This window comes from Gracilibacillus sp. D59 (assembly GCF_052246695.1).
In the GTDB taxonomy this organism is placed as follows: domain Bacteria; phylum Bacillota; class Bacilli; order Bacillales; family Amphibacillaceae; genus Gracilibacillus.
In genome coordinates this window covers 122,757-140,694 of record NZ_JBQQCK010000002.1, presented here as the reverse complement: position 1 = coordinate 140,694, position 17,938 = coordinate 122,757, and the positions used below count along the sequence as shown (strand labels likewise).

General features: G+C 36.2%; 14 protein-coding genes and 1 pseudogene. 7 read left to right on the top strand and 8 right to left on the bottom strand.

Annotated elements, in window-relative coordinates; translation table 11 throughout:
• Positions 1–12 precede the first annotated feature (12 nt).
• The 4 genes from ACTWP4_RS03980 to ACTWP4_RS03965 all read right to left on the bottom strand — a co-directional run bounded on the left by ACTWP4_RS03980 (position 13) and on the right by ACTWP4_RS03965 (position 5,973).
• Positions 13–2,787, bottom strand: a complete 2,775-nt coding sequence (locus ACTWP4_RS03980) for a glycoside hydrolase family 2 protein (RefSeq protein WP_443127471.1) — start codon at positions 2,785–2,787, stop codon at positions 13–15.
• Between the two features lie 16 nt (positions 2,788–2,803).
• A complete protein-coding gene (locus ACTWP4_RS03975) occupies positions 2,804–3,631 on the bottom strand; it encodes a carbohydrate ABC transporter permease (protein WP_443127470.1) in 828 nt (275 codons plus the stop codon).
• Between the two features lie 18 nt (positions 3,632–3,649).
• Positions 3,650–4,552: a carbohydrate ABC transporter permease gene (locus ACTWP4_RS03970; RefSeq protein WP_443127469.1), complete on the bottom strand. Its 903-nt coding sequence runs from the start codon at positions 4,550–4,552 to the stop codon at positions 3,650–3,652.
• A gap of 119 nt (positions 4,553–4,671) precedes the next feature.
• On the bottom strand, positions 4,672–5,973 hold the full coding sequence (locus ACTWP4_RS03965; RefSeq protein ID WP_443127922.1) for an ABC transporter substrate-binding protein: 1,302 nt from the start codon (positions 5,971–5,973) through the stop codon (positions 4,672–4,674).
• A gap of 215 nt (positions 5,974–6,188) precedes the next feature.
• On the opposite strand from ACTWP4_RS03965, the gene ACTWP4_RS03960 reads away from it, so the two are divergent.
• Positions 6,189–7,442, top strand: a complete 1,254-nt coding sequence (locus ACTWP4_RS03960) for an ROK family protein (protein WP_443127468.1) — start codon at positions 6,189–6,191, stop codon at positions 7,440–7,442.
• 428 nt (positions 7,443–7,870) lie between these two features.
• Here ACTWP4_RS03960 and ACTWP4_RS03955 read toward each other — a convergent pair whose 3' ends face one another.
• The 4 genes from ACTWP4_RS03955 to ACTWP4_RS03940 all read right to left on the bottom strand — a co-directional run bounded on the left by ACTWP4_RS03955 (position 7,871) and on the right by ACTWP4_RS03940 (position 13,147).
• Positions 7,871–9,727 carry a family 43 glycosylhydrolase gene (locus ACTWP4_RS03955; RefSeq protein ID WP_443127467.1) on the bottom strand — a complete coding sequence of 619 codons (1,857 nt, stop codon included), beginning with the start codon at positions 9,725–9,727 and terminating at the stop codon, positions 7,871–7,873.
• An 879-nt stretch (positions 9,728–10,606) separates the two neighbouring features.
• Positions 10,607–10,942 carry a DUF779 domain-containing protein gene (locus ACTWP4_RS03950; protein ID WP_443127466.1) on the bottom strand — a complete coding sequence of 112 codons (336 nt, stop codon included), beginning with the start codon at positions 10,940–10,942 and terminating at the stop codon, positions 10,607–10,609.
• A 23-nt stretch (positions 10,943–10,965) separates the two neighbouring features.
• Positions 10,966–12,486: an aldehyde dehydrogenase gene (adh, locus tag ACTWP4_RS03945; protein WP_443127465.1), complete on the bottom strand. Its 1,521-nt coding sequence runs from the start codon at positions 12,484–12,486 to the stop codon at positions 10,966–10,968.
• A gap of 565 nt (positions 12,487–13,051) precedes the next feature.
• Positions 13,052–13,147: a putative holin-like toxin gene (locus ACTWP4_RS03940; RefSeq protein ID WP_073200242.1), complete on the bottom strand. Its 96-nt coding sequence runs from the start codon at positions 13,145–13,147 to the stop codon at positions 13,052–13,054.
• A gap of 684 nt (positions 13,148–13,831) precedes the next feature.
• On the opposite strand from ACTWP4_RS03940, the gene ACTWP4_RS03935 reads away from it, so the two are divergent.
• The 6 genes and pseudogenes from ACTWP4_RS03935 to ACTWP4_RS03910 all read left to right on the top strand — a co-directional run.
• Positions 13,832–14,521, top strand: a complete 690-nt coding sequence (locus ACTWP4_RS03935; protein ID WP_443127464.1) for an NAD(P)-binding oxidoreductase — start codon at positions 13,832–13,834, stop codon at positions 14,519–14,521.
• Positions 14,522–14,893: 372 nt separating this feature from the next.
• Positions 14,894–15,202 (top strand): hypothetical protein, encoded by a 309-nt coding sequence (locus tag ACTWP4_RS03930; RefSeq protein WP_443127463.1) that lies wholly within the window; start codon positions 14,894–14,896, stop codon positions 15,200–15,202.
• Between the two features lie 52 nt (positions 15,203–15,254).
• Complete coding sequence (locus tag ACTWP4_RS03925) at positions 15,255–15,587, top strand: hypothetical protein (RefSeq protein ID WP_443127462.1); 333 nt, start codon at positions 15,255–15,257, stop codon at positions 15,585–15,587.
• Between the two features lie 75 nt (positions 15,588–15,662).
• Positions 15,663–16,016, top strand: a complete 354-nt coding sequence (locus ACTWP4_RS03920; RefSeq protein WP_443127461.1) for a hypothetical protein — start codon at positions 15,663–15,665, stop codon at positions 16,014–16,016.
• Positions 16,017–16,036: 20 nt separating this feature from the next.
• Positions 16,037–16,966, top strand: a complete 930-nt coding sequence (locus ACTWP4_RS03915; RefSeq protein ID WP_443127460.1) for a prenyltransferase — start codon at positions 16,037–16,039, stop codon at positions 16,964–16,966.
• A 236-nt stretch (positions 16,967–17,202) separates the two neighbouring features.
• Positions 17,203–17,886: pseudogene (locus ACTWP4_RS03910) on the top strand (zinc-dependent alcohol dehydrogenase family protein); the annotation flags it as partial.
• Between the last annotated feature and the right edge of the window lie 52 nt (positions 17,887–17,938).

The following is a 17,938-nucleotide window of genomic DNA, read 5'->3' as shown; positions in this document are numbered from 1 at the left end:
TATCTTTCCTCCTTATCGATGCACAATAGCTGTTACTTTGAAAACACCTAATAATTCGCTCATCGTAAGTTGTGCTGTCGGCTCAAACTGATCACTATTTAAATACTCTATAATCTCTAACAATAATGCTTGTGTTTCTGGACGTTTTAAATCTGCGGGTTTCTTACATTGTAAACTTGTTACAAATAATTTCCCTCGACCTACTTTTACTTCAAACATATATGCTAGTTTTTTTTGCCTGTTAAAATTATCGATTACTTCAATTATTGGCTCAACTTGTGGAATACTGTCTATGTTTAAAGCACCGACTTGATTGACCAAATGGAACCATTGCCAATTGGAAAAAGGATCATGTGGAAACTTTTTTAATACTGGATGCTCATGTATTTTCATCCCCATTGTCGTTCCTTGTTGCTCTGGAAACCATAAATAATTCCAAAAGGTAGGAAGATATCTTGTCATGATTTCATCCTGTTGGTTTTCTGACATCAGCCATACTGTTCCACCATCTACTACATGCTGAATCACATCGCGTGATAATTGATCTGATATCACGAGGTCAACATTTGGATCCTTTTGAAAACTGTGTTGAACAATGCTTATTTTTTCTTCAAATCTGGCGCCATTAAGGATAGATCGTAATGTAGGCATATTAGTCCAGATTCTGCTTGTATTGTTTGGTAGCGTTGGTCGTGGATAGACCCAATAATCCCAATTGTTCGTAGCTAACACTTCGGCTTTATTGGTTAAGCGGACTTTAAAGTTCAGCGATTTAGCTTTGTCAGCTTGTAATAGAACCTGGATAATTTCTACAGGTTGCAGGCCTTGACCAGTTAAATGGATGCCTCCTATTTCACCGGAATAAACGATTTGATCTCCTTCTGTTAATTGCCATTCTATATTCAGATCGTGGATGGCTTTACCGAAATATGATATATCAAGTTGTACAGTCATTGTTTCCTTATGATAAAATGTTCTCTTATCGCTTCTCGCAAGTAGCACCATATCATTACTAAACTGTCGAAATGCACTCGGAGCAATAATTCCTTTAGCATCCCAAAAGACATCTAATATGCCGACTGTTGCATGTCCTTGACCAGGAAAGTCGCGAATATCTAATAATTGAATACCTGATAGGCCAGGTGTTCTTCTTGCTTTTTCAAATGTTTCTTTTAAAGATCGTGCTAAATGTACGCCAGTCGCTTCGATGAATTCATCTACTCTTGATTGTAGCCCTTTTTTAGCGAGTGATTCTTTGATTGTTTCTAACCAATGCGGCTCTAAGATACCTTGATATTTCTCTTCCTCTTCTGGTCGGACGTACATGGTAAATTGCCCATGCTCATGAGCAATTAGTGGTTTTGTTTCAAGTTTTGTTACCTCTCGGTAGTCAGTAGTTGTATCAGGACTGGCAGCATCATTGATGTGATAGGGAGGATGCCAATTCAACGTTGGTATAAAGAAATCTCCTGCACGATCATGACTAGGTAACTCGCCAAATCCAGTATTATCGGCATAAAGTCTAGTGTTGTCTATTTTTTTCGCATGGTGCACCAATTCATTTAGCTGTGGATGCCCCTCTTGACTGATCAATTCATTTCCCATCGCTAACATGACGAAAGAAGGATGACGATGAAGCTTTTCTAGAATCTCTTCCAACTCTTCTTTATAAAAATCGTGTACGTTTGCCGGTGCATTGATTTGACGTTCGCGATAATAAACACTCCAATGAGGTAATTCCGTTTGGACGAGCATTCCCTCTTCATCTGCTGCTTCCCAAAATGGTTCTGGTGCTGTCCATCCATGTAAACGAACATGATTAAAACCATATTGCTTTGCTGTTTGAAATTGCATCTTATAATGTTCTTTATCCCATACTGGATAACCTGTTTGTGGGAACACACAGCAATCGACATAGCCATTTAAAAAGATTGGCGTGTCATTGACGAGAAACTTCTGATCGTTTGTCGTAAAAGAACGAACACCAAATCGGACTTCCTCTGTTTGTCTGCATTGATCATCCTTATACCATTCCACCTTATATACGTAAAGATTTGGTTCTTCTGGCGACCAATTTTTCAATTTTTGATGATGATTGAGTTGTACAGTTGTCTGCTGATTCATTAATTCCATTTGATCGGAAAGAATAGTATTTCCTTGTCTATCTTCTACACGATGCTTTATCGATAATGGCTTACTAGGTTGAACAAATAAGTCAACAGAAACTCGCAATTCATGATGGTCAGCTTCAACCTTTACATAGCGGATGCCGTTTTTAGGTTTAGCTACAATATGAACACCACCTGTAATGCCTCCCCAATTCGTACCTGTATGATAGGAGTGAATATGACTTTCTTGAAGTTGCATTTGCATACGATTGTCTAGTTTAATGGAAATTCTATTCCTCGAACCTACTTGAATATGATCGGTTATGTCATATTTATGAGGTATACTTAAGCGATTATTTTCAGTGATTAGATGACCGTTAATCCAAAGCTCGGAATGCCAACGAGCACCTTGGATATGTAATTGTAAGTGGTGGTCTTGAAAGTTATCAGGTATCTCGATTTCTTTAGAGTACCATGCGATACCTTCATATTCACGTTTCTTTTTCCATGTACCAATTGGAAAATGATCAGATACTTCTCCAAATCCTTGTTCTTCAATAGAGCCTGGAACTTGAATCACATCAAAAAAATTATCCGGTTCCATTGTTTCCTTTTTTTGGTCTGTCATTAGTTTGAATTGCCATTCACCATTTAGGTTGAGTGTGGCCTGGTTAGACATAACAATCCCTCCGAGTTTAAGATTTTACTGATCCACTTGTTAATCCTTCGATAAAATGCCTACTTGCAAGTATAAAAGCAATAAAAATTGGAAGAACACTGATAGAAGTTCCTAACATAATACCAGCAACATCTGTACCAAATTGAGTCGTCAAATTAGTTAATGCTAAAGGTATAGTAAATTTTTCTGTGGTATTTAAAATAATTAATGGTAATTGGAAATTTTGCCATGAATTTAAAAAAGATAAAATTGCCAAAGCACCGAGACCTGGTCGAATTAATGGAATAACCATCTGAATATAAATTCGAAAATCAGATGCACCATCTATTTTACATGCTTCATATAATTCATCAGGCACTGCTTGTTTTATATATTGATACATCCAGAAAACGCCAAAGGGATACGCTGCAGTTGGGATAATTAATGGCCAATGGGTATCAATCCACCCTAGCCACTTCATCTCCATAAACCATGGAATAATTCCTGCTAATGGCGGTACCATAATGGATGCGATCACTAGCAAAAAAATCGCTCTGTTTCCCGGTGCATTAGTGAAACGAGCAAAACCATAGGCAGCAAATGAACAAACAAACAATATTAATAAAGCATTTGAAGTGGCAACATACACACTATTCCAAAGATTCATGAAAAAGGGAATTTGATCCAATAAATTCTCAAAGTTAGTAAGAAGTTCTACTCCCGGCAATAAAGGAGGAGGAAAGCTGTATATATCTGTTTTTGAATTGGTAGATAATATAAACATCCAAATTAACGGAAAAATAAAGAGTGACACCAACATAATCACAAACAAGTATGATATATATTTATTAGCTATTTTTTCCATAAATTAAACCGCTCCCTGTTATGTTCTATTTCTTAAAAATCTCGCATTTACAAGGGTAACTAGCAGAATTAACATAAATAATACATAGGACTGTGCAGCAGCCAGCCCAAAATTAAAATACTCAAAACCAGTTTGATATAAATACATCCCCATGCTAATTCCAGAGTTGTTCACTCCACCTGTTCCTTGTGTAAGCACATACGGTTCATCAAATACTTGAATTCCACCAACAGTTGCTGTAATCACACTTACTAATAAAATGGGAGCCATAAGCGGTAGTGTGATGTTTTTGATCGTTTGAATGACATTAGCACCATCTATTTTTGCTGCATCATACAACTCATTTGGAATGGTTTGTAATCCAGCTATATATAAAATAAAGTGGTATCCTGTCCATCTCCATATGATAATAAGAACAATTAATGGTTTAATCCAAAATTGTGAACGTAACCATTCATAAGAAAATACTCCATCTGTAAATAAGCTAATAAAAGAGTTAACGATACCTGCATTTGTAGAAAATATAACACTGATCATAATGGCTGTAAGAGCTGGTGCAACTAGAAGAGGAAACAAAAATACAACTCTAAAAAACCCTTTAGCCTTATGAATGTAATGATTCACTAAGTAAGCTAAGATAAAAGCTAGACTAAGTGTTAAAATAGTAGAAAAAAACCAAATATAAACCGTGTTATAAATTGATTTTATAAAGACTGGATCATTAAAAAGTTGTTTATAGTTATCAATCCCCACAAATTTAGGTATCCCAACTCCGTTCCATTCTGTAAAACCTAAAAAGAATGATGCAACAATTGGAAATAAACTAAACATACAAAATAAAATTAAAAAAGGAGAAACGCTTATATAGAACATTTTATTTTGTTTCATTCTATTAGTTAAAGAACCAGCAACTTGCTTCATAGATAAACCACCTTTTTATTTCAGGTTTATGGTAGAGCGGTGATTAACCGCTCTATTTTAAATGAAGTTACGATCTATTATTTAAAAAAGTTTAGATTCATTGTTATAAAGCTCTCATTTTATTGTGTTTTTGCTTCAATTTCTTGTTTTGCCTGTTCCAAAGCTTGTTCAACTTCCATATCACCTAATGTTATATTGGTAAGCATACTATTTACACCATCTGTTGCTACTGGATCGTTCTCTGTTACGTATGGTGTCGCCATTTTTTCCGCAACTTCTTGAAAGATTTCATTAGTAACTTGTCCGCCAAAGAACGGATTTTCATTATTCATCCAATCTTCATCCACTGCATCTAAATAAGCAGGATATAGTTCGTCTTGTTCATACATTGCCTGTAAGTTCTCTGAATTCTGAGTAACAAATTGAACGAATTTCCAAGCAGCGTCTTTATTCTCAGCTTCTTTTGGAATTCCGATAAAATCCCCACCTTGGTTATATGCTGAAGTTCCTTGATATGCAGGTGCATAAGTTACTCCCCAATCACCTTCTGCACCATCCGTATTGTTTTTTAAGTATTTGCCGAACCAGTTTCCAAATAAAAATGTAGCAATGCTTCCTTGTTGAATTGCAGCATTCCATTCAGGTGAATACTGCTCATAAGGAGAGAACGCACCCATGTCACCCAATTGCTCAACAGTATCATACACATACATAAAATGTTCATTGTCAATTTGTAATTCATTATTTTCATTATAGTAAGCTGTTTCTGCCTGTTGAGTAACTGCATTCAATATCTCAAGTGGAACTCCTAACATCCATTGCTCACCTTCAACTGTCAAATCTTCAGCTACGTTTACGTAATCCTCCCAAGTAGCCATCAGTTCATGTACTCCTTCAGGATCTGTTGGTAATCCAGCTTCTTCGAAAATAGGCTTGTTATAAAACATGGCAGCAGGTGCAGAATTTTTCGGAAGTGCGAAAATGTAACCATCATCGTTTGTTACGTAATCCCAAAAATAATCTAGGTAATCCTCCGATAGTTCACCTGCGTTATACGGTTCCTGGCTGAGATCTTCAAATAATTCTAGGTTTTTAATATTTACCACATCATTTATCTCGACCATCGCTACATCAGGGACATCTCCCCCTATAAGTGCCGAAGAAAGTTTATCCGCATATTGATCTTGACCAAACCCTTGCACTGTAACGTTTATATTCGGATATTCTTCTTGAAAAAGTGGTATAGTAATATCTTCAAATGTTTGATCGTTATTAGGCCAAGTCCAGACTGTTAAATCAACTGTTTCATCCTCTGATTCATTGTCTACATCATCTTCACTACTACTACCATTTGAATCGGCTGCATCCTCAGAACAAGCGCTCAGAATAAATAAAACCATTAAACAAAATAAAACCCACATCTTCTTCAATGTAACCCTCTCCTTTTTTGAAAGCGTTTTCTAATATTACAAATTCATTATATAAAGTCACTTTAATAAAGTCAACTTATTTTTGGTGGTTTTATTTAATTGAACGAATTTATCGATTTGCTTGATTGTTATTTACGCATTTTATAAACTAATATAGTAAAGTAACTTTAATATTATATGTATGTTGTATATGAGGAGATGCAAGTATGTACTATGCCAAACAGAGGATCAGTAAAGACATGATGAAGCAGTACAATCAGAAATTAGTCTTGCGTATTTTAATGAAAGAAGGTGCTGTATCTAAATCGACATTATCTAAAATCACAGGACTAACCTTACCAGCTATTACTGATATTGTAGACTCTTTAGAGCAATATCGATTGATTAAAAATATAGGTGAGTCGAAAACTAATAGAGGGAGATTTCCTACTTTATATAAAATAGAAGAAAATGTATTAAAAGTTATTGGAATAGGAATCACTTCTAAACAACTTAACGTGTCTTTCTATAATTTGAAAGGGGAAGAATTAGCCTATTATTCAGAAGGATTACCAAAAAATACGTCACCAGATAATATTATCAGTAAAATCACTTTAGTAATTAATGATTTGTTAACGAAACACGGTTTTCAAAAATCTGAAATATTAGGTGTTGGGGTTGGTATGCACGGCATTGTAGATTTTAAAAGAGGTGTAGCGATTTATCCCCCACATTTAGACTGGGAAAACGTACCCATCAAAGAAAAGCTAGAAGAACAAATGGACTTACCTGTTTTAGTGGATAATGATTGTAATGCATTAACTTTAGCAGAATCTTGGTTCGGAAAAGCACAAGAAGAAAACTCTTTTATCGTTGTCAATGTTGACTATGGTGTCGGTGCAGGTATCATGATTGATAGAAAAATATTTCATGGAATAGATTTTGGAGCAGGTCAGATCGGACATACCATCGTGAATGATGATGGTCCTTTATGTTCATGTGGTAATTATGGCTGTTTAGAAGCTCTAGCAAGTGAAAATTCTATTGTGGAGCAAGTCAAAAAAAAGATAAAAAAAGGCTTTCCTTCTATATTAAAAGATGAGAATAAAACATTAAATAACATGTCAATAACGGATGTTTACAATGCTGTCGCCAAAGATGACACATTAGTGATAAATGTTGTAGAGGAAGCTGCTCGTTATGTGGGAATAGCTGTATCAGCATTAGTTAATATCATCAACCCAGAGAAAATCATTCTAACAGGAAGCCTTGTTCAGCAAGTACCAGATCAAATTTTTAACTGCTTAGTCGACTCTTTTTCAAAACACGCTTTAAAAACAAACACCAAGAAATTAGAAGTAGTGAAATCAGATTTACAAGATAATGCCATCCCGTTAGGGGCAGCAAGCCAATGGATTAATGAACTACTTCTTGGAACATTGCCATTAAATCGGGAGGTAGAGACTGCACAAGAACAGTAAGAAGGTATAGTTCGTTATTATACTTGTTACTTCATTTTGAAGCAGCCAGCCTATTAAATAGGTTGGTTGTTTTATAAAGTTAAAAATTAATATATTCCTCTTAACTTACCAATGACCATACAACTTTTTATACTCCATGCCTTAATCTATGATTGGCACCTGTTTTAAAGGATAGGCACAGGTGCCAATCACTTGTAGAACTCATTTGTTGTATTGGTCTCTATCCAAGGTTAAGGTAAAACAGATCACATTGATTACATAAAACCCAAACCGTCAATCAGCAAGTAAACCCCTGTAACAATGCGTAAAGCTTTTTGATTAATCCGTTTAAATAATAATTGTTCCAAATACAAGCCTAAAAATACCAAGCTTGATGGTCGTGTTTTGCCGTAAATCGAGTACTTCTGTCTCAGTGCCTTTCTTTTAATTTATTCATCGATTTTATAAAACACCCACATTTGTGCTGGTCCATTAGCGATATCTTCCCATGTTCCTATGTTTGCACCACTGTCAATACTAGCCCCCCCTACATCTAATGCATTTCCGTTCGCCATATTTATCAGTTTGTAATAACTATCATTGGACTTTTTTAATTCCCACTTTTGAGAAGCAGTATCATCCCAACCCTGCACATTTACATTTGCCCATGCTTCAGTCGGATCGCCATCTAAAGATAAAAATTTTCCATTCTCAGTATTTTTCACTTTATAACTACCATCATTCAACTCAATAAACTCCCAAGTTTGAGAATCGTCACCATTTGAATTATCCCAAGTAAGGACGTTTTTACCTTCTTGTGACACATCAAGTGCTTTACCACCATTAGGATTAATCAGTTTATATTTAGAACCAGATTTAACAGTGAACTCTACTTCGCCCGATATTTCTATATAGTCTATTTCAACAGCATGTTTATCTTTCATAAATTTAATTGTGTTGTTAAATCCTTTGTTAAGTTCAACTTGCATGGATGCGCTTTCAAAATTTTTCTTACCTGTATACGAATAATTTAGAGTTGATAGTTTGCCATTTACAGTTACGAAACTTGAAGCATCTGGTCTAGCATAATTAGAATAATTAATAGTTAAAGTATAGACTCCTGCTTCTGGTACATTAACATCTTCAAAAAGTAGAGAACTGTTTTTATTATTTATTGTAACAGTCTGCTGTTCTGAGTTATATTTGTTATTCTTTATTCTCACTTTGTTTGGTATAGCGTGTTCAGCTTCTATTCGATAATCACTAGATGGAGTGTCCATCGGCCCATTAGTTGGTATACCAAAATCCGGAGCTCCATCATCATTCCAAGTAAACTTTTGTAATCTGGTTGGACGAGCTCCGCATCCTAGGTCAGGGCCGCTATTTCCGTGGTAAACAATCCAATCTTCAGTACCGTCTTTCGATTTAACAAAAGAATTGTGACCTGGACCATAAACACCGTTTTCAACGGATTTACTAAATAGTGGTTCTGTCGATTTTGACCATGAATTTGGATCAAGTAAGTTACTATTTTCAGAAGCTGTCAGCATACCGATTGCATAATCATCTTCCCAACAAGCACTTCCAGAGTATACAAGAAATATTTTTTCGTTTCGCTTTAGGATAACTGCACCCTCATTAACGTGCATTCCTTTCTTTTCCCAATCATATTCTGGATAAGTTAAGATGACGTTCTCTCCACTTAACGTCCATGGGTTAGACATTGGTGCAATAGCAATAGCACTGCCATGTTCACCAGACCAATCACCATATGCCGCATACATAAAATATAGCTCACCTTTATGCTCAAAAACGGAACCGTCTAACCCCGCATATTGAGTGTTAACTTTTCCTTTTTCAACCCATTCTCCTTCTAAAGGGTCAGAAGCAGAATTTTCAAGAACATATACCCCTCTACAATCGTCTCCACAACCTGTGTTTGCTGTGTAGTAGATATACCATTTTCCATCAATATGGTGAATTTCAGGCGCCCAAATATCTTTTAAATCTGTTGGTTTCTCCCAAATTGTTTTTCTCTCACCAAGGTCTATCCCAGTTAGAGTCCTTGATTTCCAAATATCAATGCGGTGACCTAACGTTCGGGTAAAATAATAATAACCATCCGTATGCAACATAACATATGGATCAGCTCCTGCTGTATTAATTGGATTTGTAAAAGTATAAGTAGATGAATTTATAGAACTCGACTCAGAAGTGCTCTCAGCGTTGTATGTGGAAGTAAACAAGATTGAAATGAAAAGAAAAAGTAAGGATATCTTAAAAGTTTTCCCTTTAATAGTAATCACGTTCCTTTCTAAGGAATTTAAAATAAAATTGGAAATTCAACGATAGATGATGTTTTAACTTATTTGTGGCCTCAAAACTAATATGGCCAACTTTTAAAAACAACACATTACGCTTCATCAACAAGATCATTGTATTTAAACTATTATTTTGTATCAATTGGAACAGTGTAATTTTTCCCATAAACCTAGCACATTTGGATTACAAACATCCCAATCATACCCTACATCTGAAGCAAAATCATCGGTATTGTTTATAAGCCTTGACTAACTACTTTAGGTTAATGTTGTGAGCATTTCCTACACTCGAGTCTTTTCTAGTCCAACACTTGTAAGTAAATTTGGTGTATTACTTGTCTCACTCTGCATCACATTTTTAACTAAATACTCATTTTCACACTTTCGTTAAACTTGGTAACCATTTCATCCATGTACTCCGGATCTCCACCACCAAACATATTCCAAATGAAAACCTAGAGATACATCTAGAATTTCTACTTCATTTCCTTCCGATCCAAACGATCAGAACAAGTGACCAACAAAAAGTTACAAATAAATACGGTAAAACTACTAAACTATTCGCTCGCATTGACACCTCCTTTTATCAATACTCAAAATAGTTACAAATAAAATGGAGTAAAACAATTTATTTGTAACTTAATAAAAGAATACGCTTTTATGAAATAAAATTCAATAGCTTTCGGAATGTTTTTGTTAAATATTAGTTGTTTTTAGAAGCGACTTGTCTAATAACATAATAAATAACTTAACTCCCTATTAACCAATTCTTAAATCAACATCAAAAACGAAGCCCTAGTAGAGCTTCGCTTTTGTCATCATTTTATTATTCGATAACCTAATCCTATTGTTCCAAATAATTAGTTAATTAAATACCCGCGACCGAATTAAAAAACGCTTCCCTTCTGGATTTTCCAGAGAGAACATACCTCCTCGACCTTCTACTACATCAATAATCAGTTGGGTATGCTTCCAGTATTCATATTGATCTTTCGACATATAAAAAGGGTTATCATTCACATAACCTAATAAAATATCAGAATCTCCAACTCGAAATTCTCCTCTTGGATAGCACATCGGCGAGCTTCCGTCACAGCAACCCCCAGATTGATGGAACATTAAAGGACCATGCTTCTCTTCTAACAGATCCATTAACGCCACTGCCTCATCCGTTGCCAAGACCTTCTCTTGTTGTGTCATGCACCCGCCTCCTTTCTTCAGGATTAAAAAAATCCTTTTGGTTGCGTACTATAACTTACGAGCAAGTTTTTCGTTTGTTGATAATGAGATAACATCATGAGATGATTTTCTCTTCCAATTCCTGATTTTTTATAACCACCAAAAGCAGCATGAGCAGGGTAATCATGATACGTATTGGTCCATACACGCCCCGCCTGAATACCTCGGCCGAATCGATATGCCTTATGGAAATCACGTGTCCAAACACCTGCACCTAATCCATATAACGTGTCATTCGCAATATCTAGCACTTCTTCATCATCTTTAAATGTGGAAACAGCAAGGACCGGACCAAAAATTTCTTCTTGGAAAATTCTCATCTTATTATGACCTTTGAAAATAGTTGGCTTAACGTAGAAGCCTTTGGAAAGCTCTCCATCTAATTGATTTCGTTCACCACCAACTAGCACCTCTGCTCCCTCTTGCTTACCGATATCTAAGTAAGACGAGATTTTTTCCATTTGTTCTGTTGATGCTTGAGCACCCATCATTGTTTCGGTGTCTAATGGATGGCCAATTTTGATTGCTTTCACACGTTCTACAGCTCGCTCGATAAACGCATCATAAATATCCTCATGTATTAAAGCACGGGACGGACATGTACAAACTTCTCCTTGATTTAAAGCAAACATCACCATACCTTCAATGGCTTTATCTAAAAAGTCATCGTCCCCGGCCATGACATCTTTAAAGAAAATATTTGGAGATTTCCCTCCTAGCTCTAACGTGACTGGAATAATGTTTTCAGAAGCATATTGCATAATCAGACGCCCCGTTGTTGTTTCACCAGTAAAAGCAATTTTTGCAATACGACTGCTTGAAGCTAACGGTTTACCCGCTTCTAAGCCAAATCCATTTACAACGTTGACTACACCAGGTGGAAGTAAATCATTTATTAGTTCAAGTAAGACATGAATTGATGCTGGAGTTTGTTCTGCAGGCTTGATGACAACCGCATTACCTGCAGCTAGTGCTGGGGCAAGTTTCCACGTTGCCATTAATATTGGAAAGTTCCAAGGAATGATTTGTCCGACAACACCAAGTGGTTCGTGGAAGTGATAAGCGACTGTATCATCATCTAGTTGACTAAGCGAGCCTTCTTGTGCCCGAATCGTTGCTGCGAAATAACGGAAATGGTCAACAGCTAATGGCAAGTCTGCAGCTAACGTTTCTCGTACCGCTTTTCCATTATCCCATGTTTCTGCGACAGCTAGCATTTCCAAGTTTTCTTCAATGCGATCGGCTATTTTATTTAAAATATTGGCTCGCTCTGCTGGAGATGTTTTCCCCCATGATGGCGCAGCCTTGTGGGCAGCATCTAGTGCAAGTTCTACATCCTCAGCAGTAGAACGAGCTATTTCACAAAAAACTTCACCTGTAACTGGTGTCACGTTTTCAAAATATTGTCCTTTTACTGGCGGAGTCCACTCACCGCCAATATAGTTGTCGTATTTTTCCTTGAAGTTCACTACGGAACCTGGATTGTTTGGTGCTTCATATTTCATACTTATTCCTCCCCGCTTTTACTTTTAACAATGCTCAAAATAGGTCATGTTCCATTTGGAAAACACCTACTAAAAATATATTGTTTAATAAGGAAGAATATGTCTGCTGTAAGGGAAGAGATAGGGTGGATCGTATCTAAAACCAATGTATTTGATGAATTCTATTACTCTGCATTTAATAGAGTCTTCAATTTGAACTCGCTAATATTGTCATGATTCATCCCAAATGTATGGAAGTATTACACCAGTTGGGATAATTATAGTAGGGTTACTTGGAGGAATACTAATCAACTTCTTATTCTTTATTATCAATGCCCGTAAAATCTAAAACTGCAACAAACGAATTAAAGTAGGACAAGGACTTTTGTACGATGTCACTTTTTAACTTGTGTCACTATACGTTTATGACAATTTCTGATCCATATGTTATAATAACTGTAAGAAATGCATATAATATAACCCGTAGCAGACACTACGGGTTATGGATAAGCGGTTCCCCCAGTGGGATCGGCTAACCCATAGGGCTAGACCTCTCCTAATTACTTTTCAGGGCAAATAGGGAGGTCTATTTTCTATTGATCAACGAAACGATCAATGCGAGTAATGCAATCAGGAAGGTACCAAATCCAAATAGTACCATGAAACTCTCATACATACTCATAGGCATCACCCCCTCTCATCAGGAGATTAGCCGACCCTACCCTAAAAGACCATTATCCATTTTTTAGTATACCACAAATTGACCGAACACTCATTCCGTTTAATAAATAAACTATATATATTCTCATTGGAGGATCCATAATCATTGAAGTCATCCTCGTTTGTTTAGTTTGCAACCTAAGTCTGATTGTTAACTGTTTTTTCTTTAATCAATAAAATTAGATTTCAAGAGTGAATATTTCAATAACTTTCTTAGTAAATTGCACCATTTTTGCAAGTAATAATACATGATATTTTTGTTTTTTTATTTCTTTTGAACTAGTTTTGTGGTAACGAATTTATAATTCACTAACCTCTAATTGAACAAGCTATTGTGAATTTATACGCCTTTATTTTGTATATCACATACAAACGTTGCATATTCTGGAACAATCAGGCATTTTCATGGAATAAGGAAGCGAATTCTTTTACACTAGAGAATAGATTTAACGGGAAGAGCACTTTATTCACTTGTTGAAGTGATGTCAAACGAACCTACCTTTATAATTGCTATTATAAGAGATGATATAGAAAAACCAGATGATCTTGTAATTTATGATATCTGGCAAGATACAAAAGGCAGTCTTTTTACCTTGCTTCCGTAGTTTTGACCTAACATTATTATTCCAACAAGGAGGTGATAATGATGAGGAAAAGCCGTTTACAACAAGAGAAAAGAGAACGTTTGAGGGTATTTATTATTGGAATCACCGGGAAGATCGGTGGTTTACTTGCCCAGAAGCTTCTCTCCAGGGGAGATAATGTACATGGGCTCGTGCGATGCGATGAACAGCAGAAAGCTCTTGCAGCGCAAGGCATTGAAACGGTTAAGGGGGATCTCGCCAGCATGACTGTGCAAGCGTTGACAGAAGTTTTCGGCAACGCTGATGCCGTCGTATTTAGTGCAGGATCTAATGGTGGAAGTGCAGAGGTCACAAGAGCGATTGATGACGAAGGAGTAACAAAAGCAATTGATGCGGCCCACCAGGCACAGATTGACCGTTTTGCGCTTGTATCAGTAATCCCAGAGGCTTGGCGGGAACGAAACCTCAGTGACGAGGAAGAGTATTACTTTTCTGTGAAGAAGAAAGCAGATATCGAGCTTACTCGGAGTGGCCTAGATTGGATAATTTTACGCCCGTCTTTGCTCGTTGACGATCCAGGGATTGGCACGGTCTCCCTGGGGCCGGCCGAGTCTCACGAGCATATAGCTCGTGCTGATGTCGCTGAAACGCTCGTTGCTTTACTTCATGAACCCCGTATTAGTAAGCAGATTCTTGAACTTAATACGGGATCGACGCCAATCGAAGACGCTGTTCAAGCTCATGTTCGCTAGCTTTAATCCGATTTTTACTAACAATGATGCTGACATAAAGGAGAGAATCTATGACAATTTAGAACTCTTACGAAATGGGGTGGCACGCGAAGAGGGAAATGGTGTTACCTAAAAATTATTTATTGCTCAGTACAACGATACTGGTAACTAATACAATTCATTTAAGACGATCACTCTTTAAGGGTGATCGTCTTTGTCGTATTTGACTAAATACTGCGAAATAAATTATTTCCATAATTATGAAAAATAAGAACGATAATTCTTTATCTTCTGGTATGATTTAAGTAAGAAGTTATTTGGCATTGTGAAGTTATCACTTAAACGAACTGGCAAGTTAGTGCAACAAGAAATTTGGAAAAGGGAGACCGATTTATGGAGAAAATATTAAGAAAATCAAGTGTTTATGGATTATTGTTTGGATTGGTGGTTGCTATTTTTGTTATTAGTTATAAAGATGTGCAGGTAAACAATGGTGTTCGTCATATTACCTATATGCCAGTATTTGAATACATAATACAAATCTTACGAGTAGGAATTATAGGAATGTTTTTAGGACTATTTATTGGCTGGAAATGCTATGAAAAAAAATATAAATCACAACAAGAAAGAACTTATTACCTTCCATTCTTTTTTGTTGTCTTTATCATTTCAATTATTTTAATGGTTATTTTTAATTGGTAATAATATTTCGCTAATGGTTGCTTATATAAAAGAGGTAGGTGAGAGAAAGGAAATGAGGACGTTATTAGAACAATTACGCATAATAATTATTTTTCTATTACTTGGTGGTTTAGGTTGGGCAATTATAGAAAACATTTACACAATCAGTGAAGCAACTGAAGGCTATTCATGGCTCAGTGCATTAGCAATATTAGTTTTACTCTTTGTATTATATATTACAATTTTCTGGTTGGTATCAGGGGGATGGTCGAAAGACATTGCCGAGAAATGTGTCCATTACATTAATCTTCACTTCAATAATACTGTTAATTGCACCATTTATTTTAGGTTCACTATTAAGCTAACGGGCGCTTATTTCGAACAAGGGAAGGTGTTGTATTCATGATTGAATGAAAGAAGTCATCGCAAAGCTAGAAAAGGTGCTTTCAGGTGATTTAAATAGAGAAGAAGTTTATCAGTCATGGGTACATTAAAAGGTGCTTACAACGGTACTAAAAAAGGAAAAGACGGCTCTGTTAACGGTGCAGATGGAAACGAAGATAGTCCAGATGTAAAGAAAACGGTTTGGGCAAATACTGGGACGGATACTGGTACAACGACTCGTGCTGAACGTATGCTGAAACCTGGTGAAATTACGAATAGGATGGGGAAAGCCGTATTTGGAGCAGCTGGTTCTATTGCTGGTTCATCAATGGGTCCAGGTGCTGCGATATTTATTCTTCATGACCTGGTACTAGTTGATATATTAAAATTTGTTCCAAATATTGTCTTAGCGTATATTTTCGTTAAAATGTTGTCTGTACCCCATAATTAAAAATAAAAAGGATGTTTGCTATGATTCCAGCTCAATCAGCATTTAGTCTAAAAGGAATTGGTATGTTATTACGTCTAGTTGCCGTTGTATTCTCCAGTGTAGCAACGATTCTATCTATGCTCCTGCCATTGATTTTCTATTATCAAATTTCGTGGTTAACCTTATTGGGAACCACCTCTGTGCTTTTGGTAGGTGCTATTTTGATTCATGGTGTATTAACGCATGTGTTAAATGATATAGCGGACCATCAATCGGGAACAGATCAATATAGTCCAGGCATACTTTCTGGTGGAAGTAGAGTGATCCAAACGAATACAATGACGGTAACTATGCTAAAGCAGCTTGGCACATTGATGAGTGTTTTCTTAATTTTAACGGCATTTCTTTTTACTGTATTCGGTTATCTAGAATTCGCCATTTTAACCTTAGTTGGTATATGGGGGGCAGTGTCGTATTCTTTGAAGCCATTTCAATTTGCTTATATTCCTTTTATAGGAGAATGGTTCAGCTTATTTCCTACCATGCTAGCGATAGCCATTGCCTTGCCATGGATAATGCTAGAATCTATACCAGATTGGGCATGGCAAAATGCGCTCGTTAATGCCGTTTGGTGCATGGCATGGGTCATGTTTCATCATATTCCTGACAGACATGCAGACCAAAAAGCAAAACCAATGAAACGAACGTCTGTCGTATGGGCAGTAGAACGTATGGGAACTAAAGGAGCCAAATTTCCTGTTTTACTTTACTTCATGATTGTAGGATTGCTATTCATCTGGATTGCTTGTACGCGTCCGGTTGCCGCAATAGGTGTTGGTATTATCTTAGTTTATGCAATCTGGATTGTCTTAAGAGTAAATGGAGAGAATGTAGAGGAATTAACAGCAGTTGAGAAGCGGCTGCTTTGCCTCGCTCTTGCTATCGCAATATGGTTAGGTATTTTTGTATAATAAAGTGAGACTTCCATCGGTGAGGGTTTAGGCCTGTTAAGTAAGTGATTAAAGGAGTAAGGTAGATGCATCAAAGGCAGTGGAAGAAGTGATTCCAGTTGTTCTTGATTGTTTATTATTCTCATTATATATCCGACCTAATCTCTCTAGTCATAGCACCATTAACATAATACTCGAACAAATCCGCATAATGTTAATTAGAGATTTAAGTTATTTAGAAGAACAATTTAAAAACTAGCATTGAACCACCAATAGATAATGAAATCCTTGTCCGTATGGTAGCACGTCCTATTAATCCTTCTGATTTAATACCGATTAGAGGGTCTTATTCTCATCGTATATCATTACCGAATATCTCTGGCTATGAAGGTGTCGGAATTGTAGAAGATGTGGGGACTTCCGTATCTCAAAGTTTTATTGGTAAACGCGTCTTACCTTTACGAGGAGATGGAACATGGCAAGAATATGTTATGACAACATCAGATTTAGCGGTTGTTGTACCGAATTCTATTGATGATTTTATTGCTTCGCAGATGTATATAAATCCAATTACAGCGTGGGTTGTATGTACCAAAGTTTTAAAGTTAAGACCAAATGATGTTTTATTAGTAAATGCTTGTGGCTCTTCCATTGGGCGTATTTTTGCTCAATTATCAAAGGTGATTGGATTTCGTCTAATTGCGGTAACTAGAAATAGTAAACATACAGAGGATTTACTACACTTAGGTGCTTCTTATGTAAAAAAAGTTTCAACTGAAATATGGCAAGATACTTTTAATCATGTAATAACACTAATAAATGATAAAAGATTACGTTTAAGGAGCGTATATACTCAATATAATTTATCAAATGTAAAAGAGGCAGTTCACGTTGTTGAATCTTTAAATAACACCAAAGGAAAAGTGATATTAAAAGGTTAAAGAATATAATTTGTTAAAGTAACTGGTGCTTTAGCTTAACAAGCCAAATGAA